The sequence below is a fragment of the Labrys methylaminiphilus subsp. lupini genome (assembly GCF_051161885.1).
Taxonomy (GTDB): domain Bacteria; phylum Pseudomonadota; class Alphaproteobacteria; order Rhizobiales; family Labraceae; genus Labrys.
This window is the reverse complement of sequence record NZ_JBMDIH010000002.1, coordinates 168,786-193,415: the sequence shown is the minus strand read 5'-3', so window position 1 is coordinate 193,415 and position 24,630 is coordinate 168,786. Positions and strand designations below refer to the sequence as shown.

Below are 24,630 nucleotides of genomic sequence, written 5' to 3'. Positions count from 1 at the left end.
TGGATACCCAAACTTTCGGGAATGGCGCTGGCCGCCATCGCACCCTTCTTCCTTGATGGTTTTCTCATTGGGGAGGGGAAAAATGTTCATACGCCGGGTTTCAAAACTGGTGATGGCTGCGCTCGCGGCGACGACCATTTCGGTCGCCGGGGCCCAGGCGGAGAAATTGCGTATCCTGACATGGGGCGGCTATGCTCCGGATGAAGTGATCTCGCTGTTCGAAAAGGAATATCCCGACATCGAAGTCGAGGTGACCTTGTCCAACAACGAGGAAATGATCGCCAAGCTCCGCGCTACCGGCGGATCGGGCTTCGATCTCGTCCAGCCCGGGTTCAACCGGGTCGCTGCGGCGCAGGCCGAATACAATATCTACAAGCCGATCGACCTGTCGAAAGTAAATGTCGACGCACTCGACCCAATGCTGCTGGACAAGGTGAAGGCCGATGCCGCCCTCAAGGGAGAGGTCTATTCCGTGCCGTTCGACTGGGGCACGTCCGGCCTGATGGTCGACAAGACCAAGGCCGCGGAAGTCCGCGACTGGCTCGACCTGTGCGACCCGAAATTCAAGGGCCGCACCTCGATGCGGCTCAAGCGCACCATTCTGGTCGGTACCGCTTTTGCGCTCGGCAAGGACCCTTTCGCAGCCTATTCCGATCTCGATGCCTACAGGAAGATCCTCGATGAGGTCGCCGACAAGCTCATTGCCTGCAAGCCCAATCTCAAGGCTTATTGGCAGGGTGGGGACGACCTCTCGGCCCTGATGCTCTCTGGCGAAGTGGTCGCGGCCGAAACCTGGGACTCCACGGCCTTCAAGCTGGTCACCCACAATCCCAATATCGTTTATGTGCCGCCGAAATCGGGGGCGCTCGGATGGATCGATACCTTCTCGCTTCCACGCAAGGGAAAGGCTGACGAGGCCGCTTACAAGTGGATAAACTTCGTCTATCGCCCGGATATCGTGAAGAAGCTCTCGGCTTCCACGGGGTCGATCATCGCCGTGAAGGACGGGATCGATCTGCTGCCGGACAATGTCAGGGCCTCCGTGAAGGGCTCGTTCACCAAGCAGGATCTTGCCAATATCCGTTTTGCCGCCCCGATCCAGCCGGGGGTGGAAGATCTTGAAGGCAAGGCGCTCGAGCGCATCAAGGCGGCGAACTGAAAGCCGGGCCGGCGTTCAGGTTGAACCGCCGATCTGCACCGCCACCGGGAACAGATGTTCGCGCGTGGCGGGCGGGTTGCCGTGCAGGGTATCGAGCACGATCTCGCCGGCCTTGGCGCCCATGGCATAGGCCGGTGAGGAGACGGTGGTGAGTACCGGATCGGTATATTGCCAGGCGTCGAAGGCGTTGAAACCGCTGACAAGGATATCATCCGGCACGCGCAGGCCACGGCCCGCCAGCCATTTCAGGGCCGCGATGCCGATCTGGTCGTTGCCGCCCATCACGGCCGAGGGCCAGCCGGAGGCGGCGGTCTCCTCCGCCAGCGCCTGGTGGGTGGCCGCAAAGCCGCCATCACCGCAGATGACGACCTTGTACGCTTCGGCGCGGCCGGCATCGGTCATGGCAGCCCGCGCACCCGCGACGCGCTGTTCGATCGCCGGCCAGGAGACCTCCGGTGCGAGGAAGACGATCCGTTCGGCGCCGCGCTCGAGCATATGCTCGGCCAATGCCCTGGCGCCGCCGAAATCGTCCTGGCGGATGGAGTGCAATAAGGGCTTGTCAGGAGCCGGTTCCTGGAACACCACCACGGGCTGATCGAGGGCCGCGAAGCGGGCGATCAGCTTGCGGCGCGATGCCTGCGGGCCCGACAGAAACACGCAGAGCGCATCCGTCTCATGCCGCTTCATCAGAGCGGCTTCCTGCAACTGCTCAGCAGACATGCCCTGGACGACCAGGCCGTAGTCGCGCTGGTTGAGATAGTTGCTGAGGCCGGCGATCAGATAGGTGATGAAAGGATCGGCCAGGAAGGTCGGCGATTCATCGATCACCACCACGCCTATCGAGAAGCGCTTGGCAAGCTTGAGGCTGCGGCCGCTGGCATGGGGGCGATAGCCGATCTCGCGGATAGCCCGCTCCACGGTTGCCCGAGTCTCCTTGGTCATCGAGCCGAACCGCTCGTTGACCACGTTCGACACGGTCATCGAGGAGACGTTGGCGGCGCGCGCTACATCGGCCACCGTGGGCCGGCGCCCGGGCCTGTGGAAGCTCTGGCCTCCCGATTGTCGCGCCTCGCCAGGGGCCTTGGGATCGTCAGTCAAGAAACATCACTCATATGCCGGATCAATCGTGGGGGCGCCGCCAGCCCGCCGGTGAATCGCCAATGCCTGCTCAGGAAGGCCGAGAATAGCCGCGAGTCAATCCGCTGGCAGGACTTGTGCGCTGACTTCGATCATCACGAAGAAGGTGTATCGCTCGAACGCGCGCCGGATTTGCGCGCCATGATCGGGAATCCGCAGGATCGGGGCTGATTGGAACCTGCTTGCGGATGCGGCGCCCCAGCGATCGCCATGGGTGGGATCGCCGGCTTCAGTTCCGTCGACGGCAGCCCAAGATATTTATTAGCCGGCAAAATTAACTTGCGGCGCTTCATTCCGAAACCAAACGACCAGCGAGTTTCGTCAGGCCTGAAGGCGTCCCGTGCCGAGAAAACGGGTGAAGATCTCGGCCTGGCTGGAAATGCCGAGTTTCTCATAGAGGTTGCGCCGGTGGACCTTGGCCGTCTCCGGCGAGATGCCGAGATGGATGGCAATGCCCTTGTTGCTCTGGCCTGAAAGCAGCAGCAAGGCGACCTGGATTTCACGCTCCGTCAGGTGGGGGCCGTCATGGGCGCGCAAGCGCTGCTCCAGATCGGCAGTCGAGGAGATGTCCGGCCTGTCGGCCGGCACCTGGGTGTCTGCGAGGGCGCTGCGCGCGGCCATGCCGATCAGCGGCAGCACCCAATGACTCATCAACGAGAGCAGGCCGTAATCCTGTTCGGAAAAGCGTTGTTCCGATCCCAGCGAGAGGGACAAGACCCCACGACGTTCTTCTCCTTTTCCGAACGGCATGAGGAACTGCAATTCATCTTCGACAACATTGTACCGGAAATAGTCACGGAAATAGGCGGACGACCGAAATTGTGGGCTGGTGATCTCGTCAAGCCGATAGATCCCTGGCGAGAAGCCCCCCAAGGCGAAGCGATAGAAGGGGTCATCGGTGAAATAGCGGCGCAGATAGCTGCCGAACAGCTCGTCGACGACATTGTCGAGGTCGCCCTCATGCACGAGCAGGGGTGAATGGGCCTTGCGGAAGATCAGCACCACCCAGGAATCGAAACGCACGCTCTCGCGCAGGAAGGCAGCGAATCGCGGCCAGAAGGTTTCGCTCTCCACCTGCTCCAGGAGATGGCCGAAACGCTGATGAAAAGACAAATCTTGCGTGGTGAATCGCATAGTCTACCCACTTCAGGGTATCGCTTGAGCCGGGAAATACCCTGGTTGTGGCATGGTATTCCACCGAGAGCTCGATCATCCTCCCCCGGAAACTACAACCAGCTCATAAGCTTGGCCATAGCAAGAAAACAAGGGGGAACCATGCACGCCCCGTCGGGTCTCGGGAAAAGCGCCTTCATGTCGGAAGGCCCGTTTGCTCCAATACTTTGTTTCAACGCGCCTTTGCAATTTCAGGTCACTCGGCCCAGGCGCAAGGCGTCTTAGACCCCTCCTGTTCTCGTCGAGCCGAAAAAGACAGGTTGGCTGGCTGGGGTAGCCGTCGGCCGCCGAGATGGAGCCGCTCACCATCACCGCTGATTGCATTGCCGCCGGCAGGGGCCGGCCATGCACGATTGCGCCTGCGACGGCACGCTCATTCTCACTGGAGAGGAACCTCATGGCACAGAATACGAAACGGCTCCTTGCGAAACGCCTCTTGGGTGCGGCAGGCGCGATTGCCCTGGCATTCAGCCTCGGCACGGCCCTCGCCGCCGAAAAGCCCCGCGCTCGCGATCTCGGCATTCCTTTCAACGGTACGCCCGGATCGAACAACGCCATCACCGATGTCGCGGGTGTAACCGTCGGCTATTCCACCATCATCGAGGGCCATGGCAAGCTCGAGGTCGGCAAGGGGCCGGTCCGCACCGGCGTGACGGCAATCCTGCCGCGCGGCAAGAAATTTGATCCTGTCTACGCCGGCTGGTACTCCCTCAACGGCAATGGCGAGATGACCGGAACGACCTGGGTCGAGGAAAGCGGCTTCCTCGAAGGCCCCGTCATGATCACCAATACCCACAGCGTCGGCGTGGTGCGTGACGCGGTGATCTCATGGTCCGCCGAGAACAAGCTCGTTGCCCCGCTGCTGCGCGACCTTTATTGGGTCCTGCCCGTGGTCGCCGAGACTTGGGACGGCATCCTCAACGACATCAACGGCATGCATGTGAAGAAAGAGCATGTCTATGCCGCGCTGGATTCGGCGAAATCCGGGCCGATTGCCGAAGGCAATGTCGGCGGCGGTACGGGCATGAACCTGTTCCGCTTCAAGGGCGGCACGGGTACCTCCTCGCGCAAATTGTCCAAGGAAGACGGCGGCTATACGCTCGGTGTGCTGGTACAGGGCAATTTCGGATCCCGTCCGGATCTGACCATTGCGGGCGTGCCGGTCGGCAAGGAAATCACCGACCTGATGCCCGACGTGTCCTGGCAGCGCAAGGAATCGGACGGGTCGATCATCGTCGTCGTCGCCACCGACGCACCGCTGCTGCCCAATCAGCTCAAGCGGCTGGCGCGCCGCGTGCCGGTCGGCATCGGCAGGACCGGCGGTTTCGGCAGCAATGGCGACGGCGATATCTTCATCGCCTTCTCCACTGCGAACTCTGGTGCCTTCTCACGAGAAAAGATAAACACAGTCGAGACGATGTCCAACGACAAGATGGACCCGTTGATGCGTGCAACTGTAGAGGCAACCGAGGAGGCGATCATCAATGCCATGATCGCGGCGGAAACCATGAAGGGGCGCGACGACAATGTCTCCTTTGCCATTCCGCATGATCGTCTCAGAGATATCCTGAAGAAATACAATCGACTCACGAATTGATCGAACGAAACGGGTATTTTTCCATGAGAAAATCTTTACTGATTGGCGCAGTATTTGCAGCCTCCCTGGCCCTGGGTGCGAGCGCGCAGGCGCAGGTCAAGCTTGGCGTGGCTGGTCCGATGACCGGCCCCAACGCCGCCATCGGCGCCCAGTTCAAGAACGGCGTCGACATGGCGGTCAAGGATATCAATGCCGCCGGAGGCGTACAGGGCCAGCAATTGTCGGTTGCCATCGGCGACGATGCCTCCGATCCCAAGCAGGGTGTGTCGGTCGCCAACAAATTCGTCGGCGACGGCGTGACCTGGGTGGTGGGTCACTATAATTCCGGCGTGACCACGCCAGCTTCCAATGTCTATGCCGACAATGGCGTCATCGAAATCACCCCCGGCTCCACGGCTGAAGTGGTGACTGAACGCGGCCTGTGGAACATCTTCCGCACCTGCGGCCGCGACGACCAGCAGGCCAAGGTCTGGTCAGATTACGCGCTGGCCAATTACAAGGGCAAGAAGATCGCCATCGTCCACGACAAGACGACCTATGGTCAGGGCCTGGCTGACGTCGCCAAGAAGAATCTCAATGCCGCCGGCGTCAAGGAAGCGGTGTTCGAGGGCATCAATGTCGGGGAGAAGGATTATTCGGCGATCGCGACCAAGCTGAAATCCGCCGGTGTCGACCTTCTGATCTATGGCGGGCTCTATACCGAAGCAGCCCTCATCCTCAAGCAGCTGCGCGATCAGGGCTCCAACACCGTGATGCTCACCGGTGACGGCGTCGCTTCCGGCGAATTCGCCACCATCGGCGGTGATTCCGTGCTCGGCACGCTGATGACCTTCCAGCCGAGGCCCGAAGAAGACCCGGCCAATGCGGGCCTGGTCAAGAAGTTCGAGGCGACCGGCTTCAGGCCGGAAACCTACACGCTCTATGCCTACGCCTCCGTGCAGATCCTCAAGCAGGCGGCCGATGAAGCCAAGTCGGTCGATCCGCAGAAGATCGCCGAGGTCATGCATTCGGGCAAGGCCTTCAAGACCGTGCTGGGCGAACTCTCCTATGACAAGAAAGGCGACCTGACCAAGGCAGGCTATGTCCTCTACACCTGGAAAAAGGGTGCGGACGGCAAGCTCGACTACACGCGGTGATGGTGGGCCGGTCTTTTGATCGGCCTTTCCGCCATGGCCCGTGCCGCTCCTGCGAATGGCGCGGGCGAGCAGCTTCCCAGGCTGCAGCAAGGAAGGATCAACTGCCGACGGGATCGACGACGGATGGTGGTCCGAAGGCAGTCTCGATGATCGCGCCGGCCGCAAGGCATAGATCTTCGCGAAAGCGCGGCGCGACCAATTGAACCCCGGTTGGGGTCCGCCCGTTCAATCCGGTAAAGACCGAGAGCCCCGGCAAGCCGAGGAAGGGCACGCCGATCTGCGGGATCTGAGCGTTCCAGACCCGTTCGAACGCGGTCCGGCCTTTGAGGTCCAGATCATCCTCAAAGGGTAGATCGGCCGATACCGGCAGCAGCACCACCGGATAGGTCTCCATGAAGAGCTGCCACTGCCGGATCAGGGTGGCGCGCCGGGTCAGCGCCTGGGAAAAGGAGGCAAGGGTCGTGGAGCGTCCAAGCGCCTGGTGACCCTGCAAAACGGCGAGCGCCCCCGGATCGTCCTCCTTTTCGGCGGCGGCCAGCTTGGCTTCGTAGCCTTCGCCGATCCAGAGCCGGATCTGCAACTCAGCTGCTTCGCGCAGCGGCGGCAGATCCTCGACTTCGTCGACGATCCAGCCGGTCGCCTCCAGATACCGGGCGGCCTCGCGCAACTTGACGCGGATCGGCCCGCAGGTGCCGATCTTGCCCGGATCGAGACAAAGGGCGACGCGCCTTGCCACTTCCGGTCCCTTCAGGGGCACGGGCGTCCACCATGGATCTCGCGCGTCCCGGCGCGACAGCACTTTGAGCGCGAGCTCGAGGTCGTCGATCGAGCGGGCCAACGGCCCGGATACCGCCGTGATCTGGCCGCCGATATCGCGCTCGGGGGACGAGGAATTATAGGCCGCCACACGTCCGGGCGAGGGGCGCAAGCCGTGAACGCCGCAGGCATAGGCGGGATAGCGGATCGAGCCGGCGATATCCGTGCCATGGGCGATATGGCCGATGCCGCTCGCGACCGCTGCGGCCGCACCACCGGACGAGCCGCCTGGCGTCAGCGTGGGATCATGCGGGTTCTTCGTATGGCCGTGCAGGCGATTGTTCGTGAACCATCGATAGGAAAAAGCGGGTGTGTTGGTGCGACCGAGAAGGATCGCCCCGGCCTCGATCAGGCTATCGACCACGGGGCTGTTATCCGTCGCCAGCAGATCCTGCTGCAAGGTCACGCCGTTGGTGGTGGCATATCCCTTCTGGTCGACATTGACCTTGACGGTAACCGGAACGCCCGCGAGCACTCCGGTTTCTTCGCTGCGGGCAATGGCGGCGTCTATCCGGCTGGCCTGGACCAGGACGTCTTCAGGCCGCATGTCGACCACGGCATTGATCGATGGGTTGACGGCAGACAGCCGCTCAAGTGCCGCCATCGCGACGTCGTGCGCAGACACCTGCCGGGATTTGATGAGCGCGGCGATTTTCATCGCGTCCAAGCGCCAGAGTTCATTCATCGCGGTTTTCCGATTCCCTCAATCATGGCATGAACGCACAAAGAGTGTCGGCTCGATGCGCGTGGAGCAAGAGGATCATGGCATCTCGCGCCGGCAGCGGGCGAGTGCGCTTCACGCGATCCGTGAAGTCGCCTCCACGATCGTGTGGATAGGTCGCAGCGCCATTCGGACGGTCAGCTTCAATCACCATGAGGATCCTGGATTGAACAAGTCACCTATCGGATTGAACCAGGCAATGGCGCGACTGTTGCCAGTGCTGTTTGTGAGCCTGTTCTTGGCGGCTCAGACAAGCTCTTTTGCCGCCGAGATCACGCCCCTGGCTGAAAAGGTCAGCCATCGTCTCTCCTACATGAAGGACGTTGCTGGGTATAAGGCGCAAAATCATCTGCCGATAGAAGATCTGGCGCAGGAGGCCAAGGTGCTCGAGAGCGCCAAGTCGGAGGCTGCGAAGCTGGGACTGGATCCCGCCACGGTGGAACCCTTCATCATTGCCCAGATCAACGCCGCCAAGGCTGTCGAATATCGCTATCTGGCAGATTGGCTTGCGCAGCCGGAGGCGGGATGGCAACCGCGTCCGCTCGACAGGGTGCGTCAGGACATCGCCCAGTTGAGCAAGGAGATTCTGCAACAGGTGGCGCAAGACCTCAAGAACGGGCCGTTCACGCCGAGTGAACGCGCCAGCTTCTTCAAGGTCGTTCACGAGCCCAATCTGAGGGAATCGGACAGGCAGCAACTGTTCAGTACGTTGCTGGCGATAAGGTTGGCGAAGTAGGTCGCAGGGCAAGGTCGCAGAACTTCGTGCAGCGGCGTTAGAGCACCGTGTCGAAAAGGGGCCGCCCGATTTTCGGCAAAAATGATGCTGCTACAACAACCGGCGGCATCGGGCCGATGCCGCAATTCCGCCCGATGCGGCAGAAAGCGCCCGCGATTTCCGCGAAATCGCGGTGAGCACGACGCCCCCCGGCGCGAACGCTCGGGCTCAGGCCGGTTGACGCCAATGGCGGTTCGACTGCCATCTCGGTTTGAAATGCTGACACCAATTGCCGGCACTCGGCGTCCAGTGTTTGGGCAGTCGGCCGGCGCGGGCGCAATCGGTGGCACTGTAGGGGATGCCGCGCTCCGTCGCGCAGGCGCTCAGTCCGATTGCCAGGCTGGCGGCCATCGTGGCCAGAATCAGTTTCGTGCGCATGGAAAGTCCTTCATTTTCGCGACGCATCGGAGAACCTGAACCGGACGCCGGGGGTCGTCAAGTCAGCCCGAGCCGATGAGCGAGCCGCCTCCGGACCGCCGTCCTTGATTGGACTATCCCGCGTGGGATTGCGTACGCGTCTCGAAGAAATAGTTGCTCGGAAATCTCTGGCGTATCGCCTGATAAAGCTTCAGGTCATGGGTCAGTCGAGGGCCGAGACGCTCTGCGACCTCGTTCTTGTCGAGCGCCGCCATCTCATCCGACGCCGGTGTGACATTGTCGACATGATGCGGCAGCTCCTTGCCGAGGTAGAAGCTGATTGCCTCCAGGCTTTGCCTGTAATTTTCGACCGTACCGATATAGGCAAAGTCATTGTTGACGTTTTTCAGGGCTGTCTCGAACTGCGCTGGGCCCACTTTCTGTTGGTCTGCATACCCGGCCAGATATCGCGTGATGTAATTATCGAATGTCACGTCGTCGACATTGTCGAATGCATCGAAGATCGACGAGCATGTGACGATCCGCGTATCCCCGACGACATACTTCATGTAGAGGTAACATGAGATGGCGTGGTCGATCGGATCTCTCACGATGGAGACATATTGGTGGGCCCGGCCGGAATGTCTGTGAAGCCCATACATATAATGACCGAATACGATGTCGACATCATCAAGGGCGCCGTTGGTGAAGGTGGCGAACTGCTCTTCATGCAGGCATGGGTACTGGTGATAGACCTGCAGTAGTTGGATATCCGGGTCGCTTTGCAGGGCACGCCGCGTGCTGGTTCCCGCCGTCTTGGGGATATGCATGAAATAGATGGCTGGCCGCGCCGAATTGGGGCGTGGGTCATAGCGATGATAACGACGCTGAACGACGTTGCCATTGACCGCAACCTCGACCAGAATCGTGCCGAGTTCACCGATCAAATGTTTACGGGGTTCGAAATAGACATTCCAGCCGAGTGCATGCGGGCGGTTGGTTGCAACGGGAACGTCAGGCCGCTCGCAGGTATCGACATAACCGAGCTGCTGCCGATTGACGAAGACCGAAAATGAATCAATCGGCTGATCTGACGACACCCATCCCTCGATTCGGGCAATTCTGTCGCGCAGCGGATTTTTGTATTCCGTATCGATATAGGCAATCGCAGAACAATTATCCGTCATTGTTTCCATCTGGATCGTGTTTGGCCAACTCAACCTATGAAAGCCCTATTTTGGCCATATTCTCTACATGGTTGCTCCATTCATGCAAAGGAGAAAAGAAAAAACATTCGTCCTTTCCATAGATTCCAGATGCTGTACTTGCGGACTCGTCTGCGCGTGCTGTCGCATGCAAGAACAACAATGGACGAGTTTGGCGCAGAGGATGGATTTGACCGGTCGCCGGGACGGAATTGGCCTGAAGATCTATCTTGTTGAAATTCAATGAGAAATTCTTAGCGAAAAACGCCGGGAAGAATGTTCTCGCAAAGACCCCGGCATTTTTGACGGGTAGACTTGTGAGCGTGTTGCCGTAAGATCCTACCCAAGCTAGCAGAGGCGCCAAGGCTAGCGACTGCGTTGCGGGGTTGTGGGTGTTCTTCTGCCGGGCGGTGCTTCACGTAGCATCCAAGCGTAGATTTCACCTGTGAGAACTCGACGTTGATGAATTCAGGATCGGAGGAATTGAGTTGCAGGCTCATTCCTCCGTTTTCTTTTGTAGATCCTGTTCTAGCCAGGTGTACCGGACTGCTTGATGCACCGGCCGCGTTCAGCTCCTTTGCCATTCGCTATTTCGTTTTTTCCGCCTGCGCGGCGCGGATTCGCTTGCACCGACCGTCATGTCCTCCAATCCTTGCAAACGGTGCGGCGGGGGCGCATTGGCAAAACGGGTCGTATATTTCCTGGTTGAGGCCGCAAAGCTCCCCCGCAATAGAGTAAGGCGCGCCCCAAGTTGCCAGATCCGTTCTTTCCTTTGCCCATTCAGGCATGAAAAACCCCGCCACGTTGCCGTGGCGGGGGATGTAGCGCTGCGGAAGGGCCCAGCTTAATGGGAGGGTGTATCCCCCGACGCATGGGCCTTGCCGCCGAAGCGGGCCTTCACCCATTCGCGCAAGCCCTGGAAGAAGACGTAGAGCATCGGGATCAGGAAGATGCCGAGGATCGAGGCGCCCAGCATGCCGGCGAACACGGCGGTGCCGACGGCGCGGCGGCTGACCATGGCGGCGCCGGTGGCGATCACCAGCGGCACCAGGCCGAGGATGAAGGCGATCGATGTCATCATCACCGCACGGAACCGCATCTTGGCCCCGAGAATGGCGGCATCCCGGATCGGCAGGCCCGCTTCGCGCTGCTCCTTGGCGAACTCAACGATCAGAATGCCGTTCTTGGCGGCGAGCGCGATCAGCACCACCAGACCGATCTGGGCGTAGACGTCGAGGGAGAGCGTGGCGACGGGCATGCCCGTTATGGAGCCGACCCAGGCCAGGAATTGCGGGATGAACAGAATGCCGAGGAAGGAGGTGAACACCGCCACCACCACCGAGAGCAACACCGGTATCGGAATCACCCAGCTCTCATAGAGAGCCACCAGGAAGAGGAAGGCGAACAGCACGGCGAGGCCGAGGATGATGCCCGTCTGGCCGGAGGCCTGGCTTTCCTGGTAGGAGGTGCCGGTCCACTCGAAACCGTATCCGGGTGGCAGGGTCTTGGCCGAGACCTCGGCCATCGCCGTCATGGCATCGCCCGAGGAAATGCCGGGCTTGGGTGAACCGTTGACGCTCACGGCGCGATAATTGTTGTAGCGCGCGATCGTCTGCGGCCCGAGTTGGGTCGAGATCGAGGTGATGGAGCGCAGTGGCACCATCTCGTTCTTGTTGTTGCGGATATAAATCTTCCACAACGCCTCGGTATCGTTGCGATCACCGATCTCGCCCTGGATGTTGACCTGCCAGGTTCGGCCGTAAAGGTTGAAATCGTTGATATAGGCCGAGCCCAGTGTCGCCTGCAGGGTGGCGAACACGTCCGACATCTGCAGCCCCAGGGCCTGCGCCTTGTCGCGATCGATATCGAGGAAGATCGAGGGATTGTTCGCGCTGAAGGTGGTGAACACGCGCGACAATTTCGGATCCTGGTTTGCGGCCGCGATCAGGCCTTGCGCGACGCCGGCCATGGCTACCGGCTCGGCACCTTCCAGATTCTCCAGCATGTACTGGAAGCCGCCGGTGGTGGAGAGGCCGATGATCGGGGGCACGTTGAGCGCGAGCACCTGGGCGGTGTTGATCGCCTGCGTCGCGCCGAAGACCTTGCCAATCGCCGTTTGAGCCGAGTCCGTCGCCTTCTTGCGATCCTCGAACGGCTTCAGGCGCGCCACCATGAAGGCGCTGTTCGACTGGGCGGCGCCGTCAAGGAAGGAGAAGCCGACGATCGCCAGATTGTCCTGGATCTGCGGCATCTGCTTGAGGATGCCTTCGACCTGCTCCACCACGGCGGTAGTCCGGTTGACCGAGGCGCCGTCCGGCAATTGCAGAACGATGAAGAAGGCGCCCTGGTCTTCCTCCGGCACGAAGCCGGTCGGCGTCTTCTGCGAGAGGACATAGGTGCCCACCGCAAAGGCGGCGACGGCGACCAGGCTAAGCACGGAGACGCGCACCAGCCTCGTCACCACGGCGGCGTAGCCGTCGCGGACATTGTCGATCCGCCGCATCACCCAGGCCATGATGCCGCGCTTCTTGCTGTGGCGCAGGAAGACGGCGCACAGAGCGGGCGACAGCGTCAGGGCGTTGAGGGCCGAGATCAGCATGGCGGCCGAGATGGTGACGGCGAACTGGCGGAAGAGCTCTCCCGTCAAGCCCGGGATGAAGGCGATCGGCACGAACACCGACAGCAGCACCAGGGTGATCGCGATGATCGGCGCGGTGATCTGGCTCATCGCCTTCTTGGTGGCGGCGACCGGCGACAGGTCCGGCTCTTCCTCCATCACGCGTTCGACGTTCTCGACCACGACGATGGCGTCGTCGACGACGATGCCGATGGCGAGCACCAGGGCCAGCAGCGACACCGTGTTGGCCGAATAGCCAAGCGCCAGCATGACGGCGAAGGTGCCGACCAGACTGACGGGCACGGCGATGGCCGGAATGATGGTGGCCCGCAGGCTGCCCAGGAACAGGAAGACGACGATCACCACCAGGATGAAGGCCTCGATCAGCGTCCGGATCACCTCGCCGATGGTGTCGGAGACGAAGGTCGAGGTGTCATAGACGATGGTGGAGGACAGCCCCTTGGGAAAGTTCTTTTGAACCTCCGCGAGGGTCTTCTGGATTTCCTTGGAGGTCGCGACGGCATTGGCGCCAGGCGACAGATAGATGGCGACGGCGACGGCCGGCTTGCCATTGAGGCGAGCGGTCTGATCGAGATTCTGGGCTCCCATCTCGACGCGAGCGACGTCGCGCACGCGCAGCACGGAGCCGTCGGGATTGGCGCGCACCACGATATTGCCGAACTGCTCGGGCGTGGCCAGGCGTCCCTGAGTCTGCAGATTGAGCTGCAATTGCTGGTCCGCGGCTGCAGGCTGGGCGCCGATGCGCCCGACCGGCGCCTGGACGTTCTGCGCCTGGATCGCGCTAGCGATATCGGAGGGCTGCAGCCCCAGATTGGTCATGCGCTGGGTATCGAACCAGATCCGCATGGAGTAGTTCTGGCGGCTGAACAAGCTGGCCTGGCCGACGCCGGGCGTGCGCGACAGCCGGTCGAGCACGTTGATCGCCAGATAATTGGTGATGAAAAGCGGATCGAGCTTGGGATCGTCCGACGAGAACATGACGAACTGCAGGATCGAGGACGAGCGCTTCTGCACCGTCACGCCCTGGGTTCGCACCGTATCCGGCAGCTTGGCGAGCGCCGCCTGCACGCGGTTGTTGACGTTCACCGTGTCGATGTCGGGATCCGAGCCGAGCGCGAAGGAGACGGTGAGGCCGTAGCTGCCGTCATTGCCGCTGTTCGACTGCATGTACAGCATCTTGTCGACGCCGATGATCTGCGCTTCCAGCGGCTGGGCCACGGAGGATTCGACTACGGCGGCCGAGGCGCCCGGATAGGTCGCGCTGACCGAGACCTGCGGCGGCACCAGGTCGGGATATTGGGCGACGGGCAGGAAGCCCATGGCGAGCGCGCCCGCCAGCGTGATGACGATGGCGATGACGACGGCAAGACGCGGCCGGTCGATGAAGACGGATGAAAACATCTTACTTGGCCGCCCCATTGTTGGAGGCGGGGGCCGGCGAGGGGGCGACCTTGATGCCGGGACGGACCTTCTGGATGCCGTCCACGATCACCTTCTCGCCCTCGTTGAGGCCGGCCGAGACCATGGCGGTTGCCGGCGTTGTCTGGCCGAGCTGAACGCGCCGTTGCTCGACGGCGTTGTCGGGACCGACGACATAGACATAGCTGCCCTGCTGGTCGGTCAGTACGGCACCGCGCGGGATGCCGAGAACCTGGATCGGCTCGACGCCCTCGAGCAGGACGGTGACGAACTCGCCGTCGATCAGCGGCCGGCGGTTGATTTCGCCGGGTTGGGCGCCGGCGATGGTCGGGTTGGCGATCTCGCCGCGAAGGGTCACCGTATCGGTGCCGTTGGCAATGGTCGGGTCGACATAATTGAGCTTGCCGTCCTGCTCATAGGTCGATCCGTCGGGCAGCTTCAGCTTGATGCGCACGGCGGCAAAACCACCGCGGCTACCGTAATATTTCGACATTTCCAGGAATTGCGGCGACGGGACCGGGAAGGTGACATACATCGGATCCTGGCTGACGATGGTGGCGAGGGTTCCGGTGGTCGGCCCGACGATATTGCCGGTGGTGACGGCGTAGCGCCCGATCTTGCCGTCGATCGGCGAGGCGATGGTGGTGTAGTCGAGATTGATCTGCGAGGTGCGCAACTGGGCGTTGGCCCCCAGGATCTGGGCTTCGAGGGCCTGCTGCGAGGCGATCGCCGTGTCGACCGTCGATTGCTGGCCAGCAGGCGTCTTGAGCAGTGCCTGGGCGCGCTCGGTCGTCAGCTTCGCGTTGCGAAGCTGCGCCTCATATTGGGCGATCAGGGCCTTGTTGACGTCGAGGGCGGCCTGGTAGGGCGGCTGTTCCAGCCGGAAGAGAACCTCGCCCTTCTTGACCTCGCGTCCTTCGGTGAAGGGGGTTTCCTCGAGCTGGGCGGTGACGCGCGCCACCACGCTGACGCGATTGATCGCCTCGACGCGGCCGATGAATTGCTGTGTCTGGGTGATCGGCATCTTGGCGGCAACGATGAATCCCACAGCGGGAGGGCCCGCATTGGGCATCTGCGCCGCGGCCGGCGAGACGAGCACAGGCACCATGGCGGTCGAGCCAAGCAAAGCCGCGAGGGCGAATATTGGCAGCTGATGACGCTGGGCGACTCGATTGGAAGGAAGAAAACGCCGAATAATTGCTGCTATCATCACGCGCCCTATCGCAAGATGCCAGCCGCTGCGGCGCTTGGCATCCCCATCCGAGCGATGTGGCGCCACGAGACCAACTGGATCAAAATAAAAAAACAAAAACAATTTAGTAGAATGAACTGCCTTTTTGGAAGCTCCATTATGGCAGATCAATGGCCGCTGCGGCACAAACCGGTCAGCCAGTGCCGCTCCTGCCTGAAATGGGACATTTTTGCAACAGCACAGGCGCGCTTTCGAGGAGAATGCGTCCAAGCCTCAACGCTTCTTCGCTCCAGTTCTATGGTTCGGGGCGTCTTCCCGATTCTTGAGGCTGACAAAATCGCAAAATGGCGAGAGTCCCGCATGGCTTTCAAAAAACGGGACAGAGCGGCAGAATCTTCCTACAGACGCTCGACAACAGAAAAGGAAGCGTCAGTCCTTCGGGGGCCGACGACGCAAGGGGGAATGCATGAGTGACTTTGCCGGCAAGTCCGTGATCGTAACCGGTGGCAGCCTCGGCATGGGGCTGGCCTGCGCCACGCGCTTTGCGCAGGGTGGAGCCGACGTGCTCATCGTGGCCAATGACAAGGCATCCATCGAAGCGGCGCTCCCGGACCTCGGTTCAAGGGCCCGTGGCTTCACAGGCGATGTACGCAAGGCGGCGGACATGGAGGCAGCCGCGGCCGAGGCGGCCAGCGCCTTCGGCGGCGTCGACATCCTGGTGTGCTGCGCCGGCATCCAGCGCTACGGTACGGTGGTCGAGACGCCGGAGGAGGTCTGGGACGACGTGCTCGATGTCAATCTGAAGGGCATCTATCTGGCAGCCAAATACGCCATTCCCGCAATGCGCCGGCGCGGTGGCGGCGCGATCGTGGCGATTTCTTCTGTACAGGCCTTCGCGTCGCAGACCTCCGTCGCCGCCTACACCGCCAGCAAAGGCGGCATCAACGCCCTGGTGCGGGCGATGGCGCTCGACCATGCCGGCGAGAACATCACCGTCAACAGCGTCTGCCCGGCTTCTGTCGACACGCCGATGCTGCGCTGGGCCGCCGATCTCCACAAGGGCGATTCGACCGCGGAAGCCACGCTTGCCGCCTGGGGCAGGGGTCACCCGATCGGACGCATCGGCCAGCCCTGGGAGATCGCCGAGGCCGTCGCATTCCTGGCCAGCGACAAGGCGCGCTTCATCACAGGCAGCGATTTCAAGATCGATGGCGGCGTGATGGCCAAGCTCGGCATTGTCTTGCCGGAATGAGGCGTGGGAGTGCGCGGGACCGGCGCACTCAACTCGCCGATTTATGGAGGTATCGGGATATTGAGGCCGAGACCGGGTTATTTCACCACGGTCTCGCCGCCGGCCATCTTGGGCGCTGGTTCGCCGCTGGCGGCGCTCGGCATGGCGGGGCTCACGGCCACCAGGGGCGGAGCGGTCACCGGGGTGAACTTCGAATCCACGAATTCGAGGGCGTCCTCGATGGTCTTGCGCCACAGCGACCAGGTGTGGTCGCCATCGGTGACGCGGAATTCGATGTTGAGCTTGTCGGCCATCAGCGTCTCGTAGAGCGCCATGGATCCGCGCCAGAAATTGAGGCCGTCATGGTCACCGACGGTAAGGTAGATCGCCGGCAGTTCGCTACCGGCCTCGATCTGGCGGGCGAGCAAGGTGAAGACATTGGCGTCATTGAAGCGCCTGGCATCGAAGGGCGTACCGAAAGCGCCGCCGAAATGGGCGCCCTCCGGCGGCAGGTCGGGCCCGCCGACCACGGTCGCCTGATCGATGCGCTTGAAATAGCTGCCGCTCGCTCCCGGCCATGCCGTCATGGTCTGGGAGGTCGGAATATTCTGCCACAGAGCGCCGGACAGGCTGGCAACCGCGACATAGCGATCCGGCCGCTTGAAGGCGAAGCGCAGCGCGCCGAAGCCGCCCATGGAAATGCCGGCAATGGCACGGGACTTGCGGGTGCAATGGGGCGCGAAGCGCTTCTCGAAAGCGGTCGGCAACTCGTTGAGGAGCGCGGTTTCGTAGTTGCCCGGGCCCTTCACATCGGCAGAATCGACATACCAGCTATTGCCGGCGGACGGCATCACGACCAGCATCGGGTTGATCCGCCCGCTTTTGATCAGGCGATCGAGCGTGGCCTTGATTGTGGCGAGAGAGGACCAGTCGCGATTGTTCGCATCGCGCCCATGGAGGAGATAGAGCACCGGCCAACCCGTTTCCGGGGCCGGCAGGTCCGGCCGATAGACCGACACGGTCAAAGGCCTGCCCAAGGCCTTGCTAGGAAAGGACATTTCCTCGAGCGTGCTGGCCTGTGCACCGTGACTGCCGCCCGCCAGTCCGGCCAGGAGGCCGAGGCAAAGCGCTGCGGCCAAGCGGAGTTTCCCGATACTGCCCATTCGCGGGCAGTATCGGGAAACTCCGCAAGCGTTTGAGATCCTGCGGAGAACAGAAAAAACACGTGCGGATTCCGGCCAAGCCATGCGCATTTCAAGCTCGTATTGTGTCCGTGCGACAAGCGAATTCGTCGAAAGCCGGCAATCGCTGGACACATCCGTTGCATCGTTGCCGCTGAAAGACGGGATCGATGCCGGAACACGCCGCGCGCTGAGGCTGCTTGACGGAGCGCTTATGCCGACAAGCTGTGTCACAAATTGGGAAACAATCACAAAATTCCAATCAAAAGCGGTTTGACGTCAATTTTGTCGACCGGCGTGGCGATGATGCAACACGCCAGGCAGCTTTTCTGGCAATTTTTCTGGCAACTTTTTTGCTCCCAGCTCGTTCATCCCCCGTACAGGATGAGACCGCCACTATGCCCCAAGCTCCAGGACTCAGTTGAGCGAGGCGCTGAAAGAAGGGTACCAAAGTGTTGGTGGCCGGTCGCGGCAATCCGAGCGCGTCGCGGCGAGACGACTTGATGGAAGTGGAAGGCGCGTGTCATGAACATTCAATCCAGCCCCTCCCAACTGGTGAAGACGATCCGCCCCTATCTGCTCACGGCCTTTCTGTTCGTGCCGTGTTATTTCCTGCAGGCCTATCTGGGCTGGCATAGCTATTCATATTTCGTGTTTCTACCTGCGGTTGTACTTGCTGAGGTCTTGTTCGGCTTCGGGATCGGCCTGTTCGCCATCCTGCTGACGGCTACCGTCGTCACCTTCCTGTTCATCCAGCCCTTCTATACGTTGTGGCTGGCGCCCGCCCAGCTTCCGGCGCTGGCCTTGTTTGCCCTCACCGCAATCCTGATCTTCGGTGCCTGCGAGGCGGTGCGCCTGCTGATCGACTATGTCGCCGATCGCCGGCAAAACCCGCCGCGTCCGGTCGCTGCCAGCCCGGCGGTGAAGCCCAATCAGCGCGCCATCTCCGTCGATATGTGGCGCGGCTTCGTGCTGTGCACGATCTTCATCAACCACATGCCCGGCAACCTCTTCGAGGTCATCACCTCGCGTAATTTCGGCTTGTCTGATTCGGCTGAGGCCTTTGTCTTCATGTCCGGTGTCGCCATGGCGCTGGCCTATGGCCGCAAGTTCAACGCCGGCAAGGAGGCCGACGTCTCCCTGGCGCTCGGCAAGCGCGCCCTGAAGCTCTATGGCGTCCATGTCCTGATGACGCTGGCCGGCATCGCGATCTTCTCAGCCGGTGCGCTGCATTGGCGGATGCCCGATCTCATGGCGATGCATGGACGTGACCTCTATACCCAGGATGCCAGCACCTTCCTGCTCGGCACGCTCTCGCTTGGCCACCAGATCGGCTATTTCAATATCCTGCCGCTCTATATCGCCCTGATCGCCCTGGTGCCCGCCCTGTTCTATCTGGCGCGGCTGCATATTGGCGTGATGCTGGCCGCCTCGGCTCTGCTCTACGGCCTGGCCCGCTATTATGGCTGGAACCTGCCGTCCTGGCCGATCGCCGGTGGCTGGTTCTTCAATCCTTTCACCTGGCAGTTCATGATGGCGATCGGCATCGCCGTCGGCCTGCTGCTGCAGCAGGGCCGGCTTGCGATCTCCAAGCCGCTGTTCGCCCTTGGCGGCCTGATCGTCTTCGCAGGTGCCTTCGTGGTCACCAACGGCTTCGGCCTGTCTTTCGGCGTGCGTGAGGCTGTTTATGGCTGGCTTGACCTGGACAAGACCAATCTCGGCCTCGGCCGCCTCGTGCACTTCCTGGGCATGGCCAGCTTCATTTACGGATTGGGCATCTCGCCGAAACTCGCTTCATTGCGGGTGATGCAGCCTCTGATCATGCTGGGACGCCATAGCCTGCTGGTGTTCTTCCTGCTCTCGCTATTGGCCGGGGCGGGCCAGGTGGTGCTGATGACGGGCCACGATTCGCTGTGGATCCAGATCGCCCTCGTCTGTGGCGGCATCGCCTTCCTGTGCGCCGCCGCCAAGTTCAGCGAGGCCGAGAAGGCGGCCGGCGGCCCGGTGATGGTGCGGGGCTGAACCAGCCCCCACCTCAGCTCAGCAGGGGCAGGATGGCACGAACCCTGGCATCGCGCAGATAGAGGCCGCCCCACATCAGCACGCCGAGATAGACCCCGAACAGAAGGTGGCTGAAGATCGGCGTGCCCGCCCTGAGATTGGTGGCGATGGCGCCGCCGAGAAGCCCGGTCAGCAGTACCGCTCCCAGGATCGAGGTGCGCGGAATGGTGTAGAGCACCGTGGCGGCGAGGGTGATCACGCCGATGGTGCGGGCATGCTCGGGCGGATAGCCCAGGCCCTGCATGGTATCGATCACCACCTGTAAGGGCGCCAGCTTGATGGCGCCGTCAAAGATGAGGAACAGCACCACCAGGGTGCTGAGCACGATGCCCGTCCAATAGGCACCCCTGGATATGGAGGCAGTCTGGCTCGACATGATCGGTCCTCTGTGTTGGCGGGGGCGGGATATCCGCCCGTTGCCACAAGGACGTCGATCAGAGCGGGGAGCCGACAAGACGGCCGAAAAATTTGAGAGCGGGGTGTTACGGGCTTGTCCACGCTGGCCGGCAGGCAGCGGGTGAGCGGCCGATTGGAACTCCATGCCTTTTCCGTTGCATAAATCGGCTGCGAGAGTATGTGCCTGCGCTGAATTCTTGCGACGATGAGGCTTCGGACCGGCATGCGGTTATGGCGATTGGCGCGGCGCCCTTTCCTGGCTCTCGATGGCAGCGGCGCTGAGCGCCATGGCGCCCGTTGGACCTCCCCGGGGCGGCCCGTGGTCAATTTCGCTTCGGAGGCGGCCCTCGCGGTCCTCATCGTCTTGCGCTATCTGCCGCGTGATCTTGAAGGAATTGATCAGGATTATCTGCTGGGCTGGACCGAGACCGAGGAGGAACCGGAGGCGATCCCCTTTACGCCGGATCCGATCGAAAAGCGGGCGAGAGGCGATGACTGGCTGTCCTCCAGCCGCTCCCTGCTTGCCTCGGTGCCATCAGCCGTCCTGCCGGAAGCTAGGCTGATCTTGATGAATCCGAGACATCCCAGGGCGAGTTCGATCGCGCCCTTGACCGTGCGCCCCTTCAGTTTCGAGCAATGCCTCAGCCTGTCTGCGCTGCCTGCGTAGCATCAGTGGAACGCCTGTGACCGGGCCGCGCAGGCCGTCATCTTCAGCTTTCTGCATCGAACTGCATGGCAGGGCCTGGGCAATGTTTCGGGCCATGTCCTAGAGTGCGCCCGGGCCGAACCAAGCGAGCAACCAGATGCGCCTCGGGCAATGCTGCAATTTTCACGACTTTCGTCGCATGGCCAAGCAGCGTCTGCCGGGGCCGATCTTCGATTACATCGACGGCGGTGCCGATGACGAAGTGACCTATCGGCGCAATACGGCCGCCTTCGAGGCCTTCGACCTGGTGCCGAACGTGCTGCGCGGGGTGGCCGAGGTGGACATGTCGGTCGAGGTCATGGGGCAGAAGCTGGCCATGCCGGTCTATTGTTCGCCGACTGCTCTCCAGCGCCTCTTTCACCACCAGGGCGAGCGGGCCGTCGCGGCCGCGGCGGGAAAATACGGTACGATGTTCGGGGTATCCTCGCTCGGCACGGTCAGCCTGGAAGAAGCGCGGCGGATCAGCGATGGGCCGCAAATCTATCAGTTCTATTTCCACAGGGACCGAGGCCTTAATCGCGATATGATGGCGCGCGCCAAAAGCGCGGGCGTGCAGGCGATGATGCTGACGGTCGACAGCATCACGGGCGGCAATCGCGAGCGTGACAAGCGGACGGGCTTTGCCATTCCCTTCAGGCTCACACTTGCCGGCATGCTGCAATTCGCGATCAAGCCGGCCTGGGCGGTCAACTACCTCACCCATGAACGCTTCCAGCTGCCTCAGCTGCAAGAGCACCTCAAGCTGGACGGCGGAGCGCTGTCGATCAGCCGTTATTTCACCGAGATGCTCGACCCCTCCATGTCCTGGGATGACGTGGCCGAGATGATTAGACATTGGAACGGGCCGTTCTGCCTGAAGGGCATCATGTCGGTCGAAGATGCCCGGCACGCGGCCGAGATCGGTTGCAGTGCGATCGTGCTGTCCAATCACGGCGGTCGCCAGCTCGATGGCTCGCGTAGCGCCTTCGACCAGCTGGCGGAGATCGTCGATGCGGTGGGCGACCGGATCGACGTCATCATGGATGGCGGCGTGCAACGCGGGACGCATGTCCTCAAGGCCTTGTCTCTGGGAGCGAAGGCCGTCGGGCTGGGCCGCTACTACCTTTTCCCGCTTGCCGCCGGCGGGCAGCCCGCCGTCGAACGCGCCCTGGAGCTGATGCGGATCGAGATCGAGCGCGGCATGAAATTGATGGGCTGTACCACCATCGCACAGCTCACGCGCCAGAACATTCGCTTGCGTTCCTGAACCTGCCCCACGCGAAGGACTGCCCGACGCGTGTCGCCGCGGTCAGTTTCTCGCGCAGATCGTCTGGATTTTTCAAACCCACAATACGGTCCGGCAATCGCAACCTATGCCAGTCCGTCTCACAGTTTGAGCGTCACCCTGGTGTTCAGGAGTTGGCTGCGCCTGGCGCTCGAGCCCAGCTTGATCTCGAAGTCGCCGGCTTCCAGAACCGGCTGCAGGTCCTTGCCGGGGAAGGCGAGGTCCCTGGCTGCCAAGGTGATGGTGACGGTGCCGCTCTGGCCGGAATCGAGGCTGATCCTGGCGAAGCCCCTCAGCTCCAGCAGCGGCCGGGATAGGCTCGCCACCAGGTCATGCGTGAACAGGAACACGGTCTCCCAGGCGGCGCGTTTGCCGGTGTTCGTAACCGTGGCGCTGACCTCGATGGTATCGTCGGGCCCGAATATCGTTTTGCTCACTTTCAGGCCGGACAGGCTGAAGGCGCCATAGGTGAGGCCATGGCCGAAGGGAAAGGCCGGCGCATTGGGGGCGTCGATATATTTGGAGGTGTAGTGGTCGTTCGGGTTGAAGGGGCGTCCGGTCGGATATTGCTCGTAGTAGAGCGGCGCCTGTCCGACCGTGTCGGGCCAGCTTACCGGCAGGCGGCCGGAGGGCAATTCCTGCCCCATCAGGAGGTCGCCGATGGCCGGGCCTGCCTGCTCGCCGGGAAACCAGGCCATCAGCACGGCCGAGGCCTTGGGGAAGAGCCAGGGCAAGGTGAGCGGCCGGCCGGCGAAGAGCACGACGATCACCTTCTTGCCGAGCGCCAGGATGGCCTCGGCGAGTTCGCGCTGCTTGCCCGGAAGCTCCGGATGGGCGCGGCTGGCGGCTTCCCCGCTCATCGGTGCCGCCTCGCCCAGGCATAGCACCACGGTATCGGCGAGGCGCGCCGCCTCCACCGCGGTGGCGATGCCGGAGGTGTCGTCTGAGTTGATCTTCACGCCCTCGGCATGCACCACGACAGTGGCGACCTTGCCGAGGCTGGTGCGCAGGGTGATGCTGTCCTCGGCGACCGATGCGCCGCCCCAGGGGCCGCGCATATCGGCCTGGGCGTCGGTGAGGGGGCCGATCAGTGCGATGCGCTCGGTGCGCGTGAGCGGCAGCGCTTCGTTGTAATTGGTAAGCAGGACGCAGGATTTGCGCGCCGCGTCACGGGCGACTTCATGATGGTCGATCTTGCCGGCCATGGCGGCCAGTGGAGCCGTGCCGCGCCGATAAGGCTGATCGAACAGGCCGAGCCGCTCCTTGAGGCCGAGGACGCGCCGCACGCTGGCGTCGATCTCTTCCATGGTGATGAGGCCCGATGACAGCGCCTCGGGCAGGTGCTTGCGATAGGCGTTGGAGACCATGTCGATGTCGACACCCGCCCGCAGGGAGAGAGCAGCGGCCTCGGCCAGGTTGCCGGCCACACCATGGTTCATCAGTTCGGCCACGGCGTTGTAGTCGCTGATGATGACGCCGTCGAAGCCCAGCTTGTCGCGCAGCCAGCCCTTGAGCAGCGGCTCATGCGCCGTCATCGGCATGCCGGCCAGGCTGTTGAAGGCTGGCATGATTGCCGCAACGCCCGCCTTCACGGCGGCCACGAAGGGCGGCAGATAGATCTCGTGCAAGGCGCGGTCGGAAACATCGACCGAAGCATATTCACGCCCGGCCACCGGTGCGCCATAGGCGCAGAAATGCTTGGCGGTGGCGGCGATCGAACCGACGGCCGAGAGATCCGAGCCTTGGAAACCCTTGATCTTGGCGATCGCCATTTCGGCGTTGAGCCAGGAATCCTCGCCTGCGCTTTCGACGATGCGGCCCCAGCGCAGGTCCCTGGAGACATCGATCATCGGAGCGAAGGTCAAGGCGAGGCCATCATTCCAGGCCTCCACCGCCGCGATGCGCGCCGTACGGGCCCAGGCGGCCTGATCGAACATGGCGGCCTCAGCCAGCGGCACCGGAAACGCCGTCTTGTGGCCGTGGATGACGTCGAAGCCGAGCAGCAGCGGAATGCCGAGGCGCGACTCCTCCACGGCGATGCGCTGGACCTCGTTGACGTGATCGACGCCGACCATGTTGAGAAGATTGCCGATATCACCGGAGCGGATGGCATCGGGCGAGTCCCCACCGAGCAACGGGCCGGTCACCGCATAGCCCGAGGCAACCATATTGAGCTGGCCGAGTTTTTCTCGCAACGTCATCTTGGACAGCAGGGTCTCGATGCGGCTCATCACAACTCCTCGTTCGGCAGGCTTTTGCTGATCGCGGGATCGGCGGGGCCGATGAGCAAATCAGCTTCTGCTCCTTGCTTAACGCCTCGCGGCTTCTGTTCAATCCCTACCTTGGTTAGCATCGCCAGAGATATTGCGATTTGGCGGAAGCGCCAGGAACCGCAAAGACGATCTGGCCAATCGGTTGGATTGGCGTGGAAACAAAGAGTTGGAGCAAAATGCCGTTTCCGATTAA

General features: G+C 62.1%; 19 protein-coding genes. 9 read left to right on the top strand and 10 right to left on the bottom strand.

The features are described from left to right. Positions 1-82 precede the first annotated feature (82 nt). Entirely contained in the window at positions 83-1,159 is a 1,077-nt protein-coding gene (locus ACN6KF_RS26565) for an extracellular solute-binding protein (RefSeq protein WP_434959922.1), read from the top strand. Positions 1,160-1,174: 15 nt separating this feature from the next. On the opposite strand, the gene ACN6KF_RS26560 is transcribed toward ACN6KF_RS26565, so the two are convergent. Further along, positions 1,175-2,257 carry a LacI family DNA-binding transcriptional regulator gene (locus tag ACN6KF_RS26560; protein WP_434959921.1) on the bottom strand — a complete coding sequence of 361 codons (1,083 nt, stop codon included), beginning with the start codon at positions 2,255-2,257 and terminating at the stop codon, positions 1,175-1,177. A gap of 360 nt (positions 2,258-2,617) precedes the next feature. Beyond that, entirely contained in the window at positions 2,618-3,409 is a 792-nt protein-coding gene (locus tag ACN6KF_RS26555; protein ID WP_434959920.1) for a response regulator transcription factor, read from the bottom strand. Between the two features lie 457 nt (positions 3,410-3,866). On the opposite strand from ACN6KF_RS26555, the gene ACN6KF_RS26550 reads away from it, so the two are divergent. Continuing rightward, positions 3,867-5,066 (top strand): DmpA family aminopeptidase, encoded by a 1,200-nt coding sequence (locus ACN6KF_RS26550; RefSeq protein ID WP_434959919.1) that lies wholly within the window; start codon positions 3,867-3,869, stop codon positions 5,064-5,066. A gap of 23 nt (positions 5,067-5,089) precedes the next feature. Beyond that, a complete protein-coding gene (locus tag ACN6KF_RS26545) occupies positions 5,090-6,202 on the top strand; it encodes a branched-chain amino acid ABC transporter substrate-binding protein (protein ID WP_434959918.1) in 1,113 nt (370 codons plus the stop codon). Between the two features lie 97 nt (positions 6,203-6,299). On the opposite strand, the gene ACN6KF_RS26540 is transcribed toward ACN6KF_RS26545, so the two are convergent. Beyond that, positions 6,300-7,703 carry an amidase family protein gene (locus tag ACN6KF_RS26540; RefSeq protein ID WP_434959917.1) on the bottom strand — a complete coding sequence of 468 codons (1,404 nt, stop codon included), beginning with the start codon at positions 7,701-7,703 and terminating at the stop codon, positions 6,300-6,302. Between ACN6KF_RS26540 and ACN6KF_RS26535 the strand changes: the two genes are divergently transcribed. Then, on the top strand, positions 7,657-8,475 hold the full coding sequence (locus tag ACN6KF_RS26535) for a chorismate mutase (protein WP_434959916.1): 819 nt from the start codon (positions 7,657-7,659) through the stop codon (positions 8,473-8,475). The two genes, ACN6KF_RS26540 and ACN6KF_RS26535, sit on opposite strands and share 47 nt — an antisense overlap. Positions 8,476-8,682: 207 nt before the next feature. Here the strand turns inward: ACN6KF_RS26535 and ACN6KF_RS26530 are convergent, their stop codons facing one another. The 4 genes from ACN6KF_RS26530 to ACN6KF_RS26515 all read right to left on the bottom strand — a co-directional run bounded on the left by ACN6KF_RS26530 (position 8,683) and on the right by ACN6KF_RS26515 (position 15,241). Then, on the bottom strand, positions 8,683-8,892 hold the full coding sequence (locus tag ACN6KF_RS26530; protein WP_434959915.1) for a hypothetical protein: 210 nt from the start codon (positions 8,890-8,892) through the stop codon (positions 8,683-8,685). Positions 8,893-9,005: 113 nt separating this feature from the next. Further along, on the bottom strand, positions 9,006-10,067 hold the full coding sequence (locus ACN6KF_RS26525) for a sulfotransferase family protein (protein ID WP_434959914.1): 1,062 nt from the start codon (positions 10,065-10,067) through the stop codon (positions 9,006-9,008). A gap of 853 nt (positions 10,068-10,920) precedes the next feature. Then, a complete protein-coding gene (locus ACN6KF_RS26520) occupies positions 10,921-14,115 on the bottom strand; it encodes an efflux RND transporter permease subunit (protein ID WP_434959913.1) in 3,195 nt (1,064 codons plus the stop codon). 1 nt (position 14,116) lies between these two features. Next, on the bottom strand, positions 14,117-15,241 hold the full coding sequence (locus tag ACN6KF_RS26515; protein WP_434959912.1) for an efflux RND transporter periplasmic adaptor subunit: 1,125 nt from the start codon (positions 15,239-15,241) through the stop codon (positions 14,117-14,119). Positions 15,242-15,286: 45 nt separating this feature from the next. On the opposite strand from ACN6KF_RS26515, the gene ACN6KF_RS26510 reads away from it, so the two are divergent. Together ACN6KF_RS26510 and ACN6KF_RS26505 are read left to right on the top strand one after the other, a co-directional pair. Continuing rightward, positions 15,287-15,799 carry a hypothetical protein gene (locus tag ACN6KF_RS26510; protein ID WP_434959911.1) on the top strand — a complete coding sequence of 171 codons (513 nt, stop codon included), beginning with the start codon at positions 15,287-15,289 and terminating at the stop codon, positions 15,797-15,799. Continuing rightward, entirely contained in the window at positions 15,792-16,577 is a 786-nt protein-coding gene (locus ACN6KF_RS26505) for an SDR family NAD(P)-dependent oxidoreductase (RefSeq protein WP_434959910.1), read from the top strand. Before ACN6KF_RS26510 ends, ACN6KF_RS26505 begins: the two co-directional genes overlap by 8 nt. A 77-nt stretch (positions 16,578-16,654) precedes the next feature. On the opposite strand, the gene ACN6KF_RS26500 is transcribed toward ACN6KF_RS26505, so the two are convergent. Further along, positions 16,655-17,695 (bottom strand): alpha/beta hydrolase-fold protein, encoded by a 1,041-nt coding sequence (locus ACN6KF_RS26500; RefSeq protein WP_434959909.1) that lies wholly within the window; start codon positions 17,693-17,695, stop codon positions 16,655-16,657. A 567-nt stretch (positions 17,696-18,262) separates the two neighbouring features. Here ACN6KF_RS26500 and opgC point away from each other — a divergent pair. Then, positions 18,263-19,759, top strand: coding sequence for an OpgC domain-containing protein (gene opgC, locus ACN6KF_RS26495; RefSeq protein ID WP_434959908.1), 1,497 nt, complete (start codon positions 18,263-18,265; stop codon positions 19,757-19,759). 13 nt (positions 19,760-19,772) lie between these two features. On the opposite strand, the gene ACN6KF_RS26490 is transcribed toward opgC, so the two are convergent. Then, entirely contained in the window at positions 19,773-20,174 is a 402-nt protein-coding gene (locus tag ACN6KF_RS26490; protein ID WP_434959907.1) for a DoxX family protein, read from the bottom strand. A gap of 258 nt (positions 20,175-20,432) precedes the next feature. On the opposite strand from ACN6KF_RS26490, the gene ACN6KF_RS26485 reads away from it, so the two are divergent. Continuing rightward, entirely contained in the window at positions 20,433-20,861 is a 429-nt protein-coding gene (locus tag ACN6KF_RS26485) for an RES family NAD+ phosphorylase (RefSeq protein ID WP_434959906.1), read from the top strand. A 136-nt stretch (positions 20,862-20,997) separates the two neighbouring features. Then, entirely contained in the window at positions 20,998-22,146 is a 1,149-nt protein-coding gene (locus ACN6KF_RS26480) for an alpha-hydroxy acid oxidase (RefSeq protein WP_434959905.1), read from the top strand. A gap of 119 nt (positions 22,147-22,265) precedes the next feature. Here ACN6KF_RS26480 and ACN6KF_RS26475 read toward each other — a convergent pair whose 3' ends face one another. Further along, positions 22,266-24,395: a glycoside hydrolase family 3 N-terminal domain-containing protein gene (locus ACN6KF_RS26475; RefSeq protein ID WP_434959904.1), complete on the bottom strand. Its 2,130-nt coding sequence runs from the start codon at positions 24,393-24,395 to the stop codon at positions 22,266-22,268. Positions 24,396-24,630: the final 235 nt, after the last annotated feature.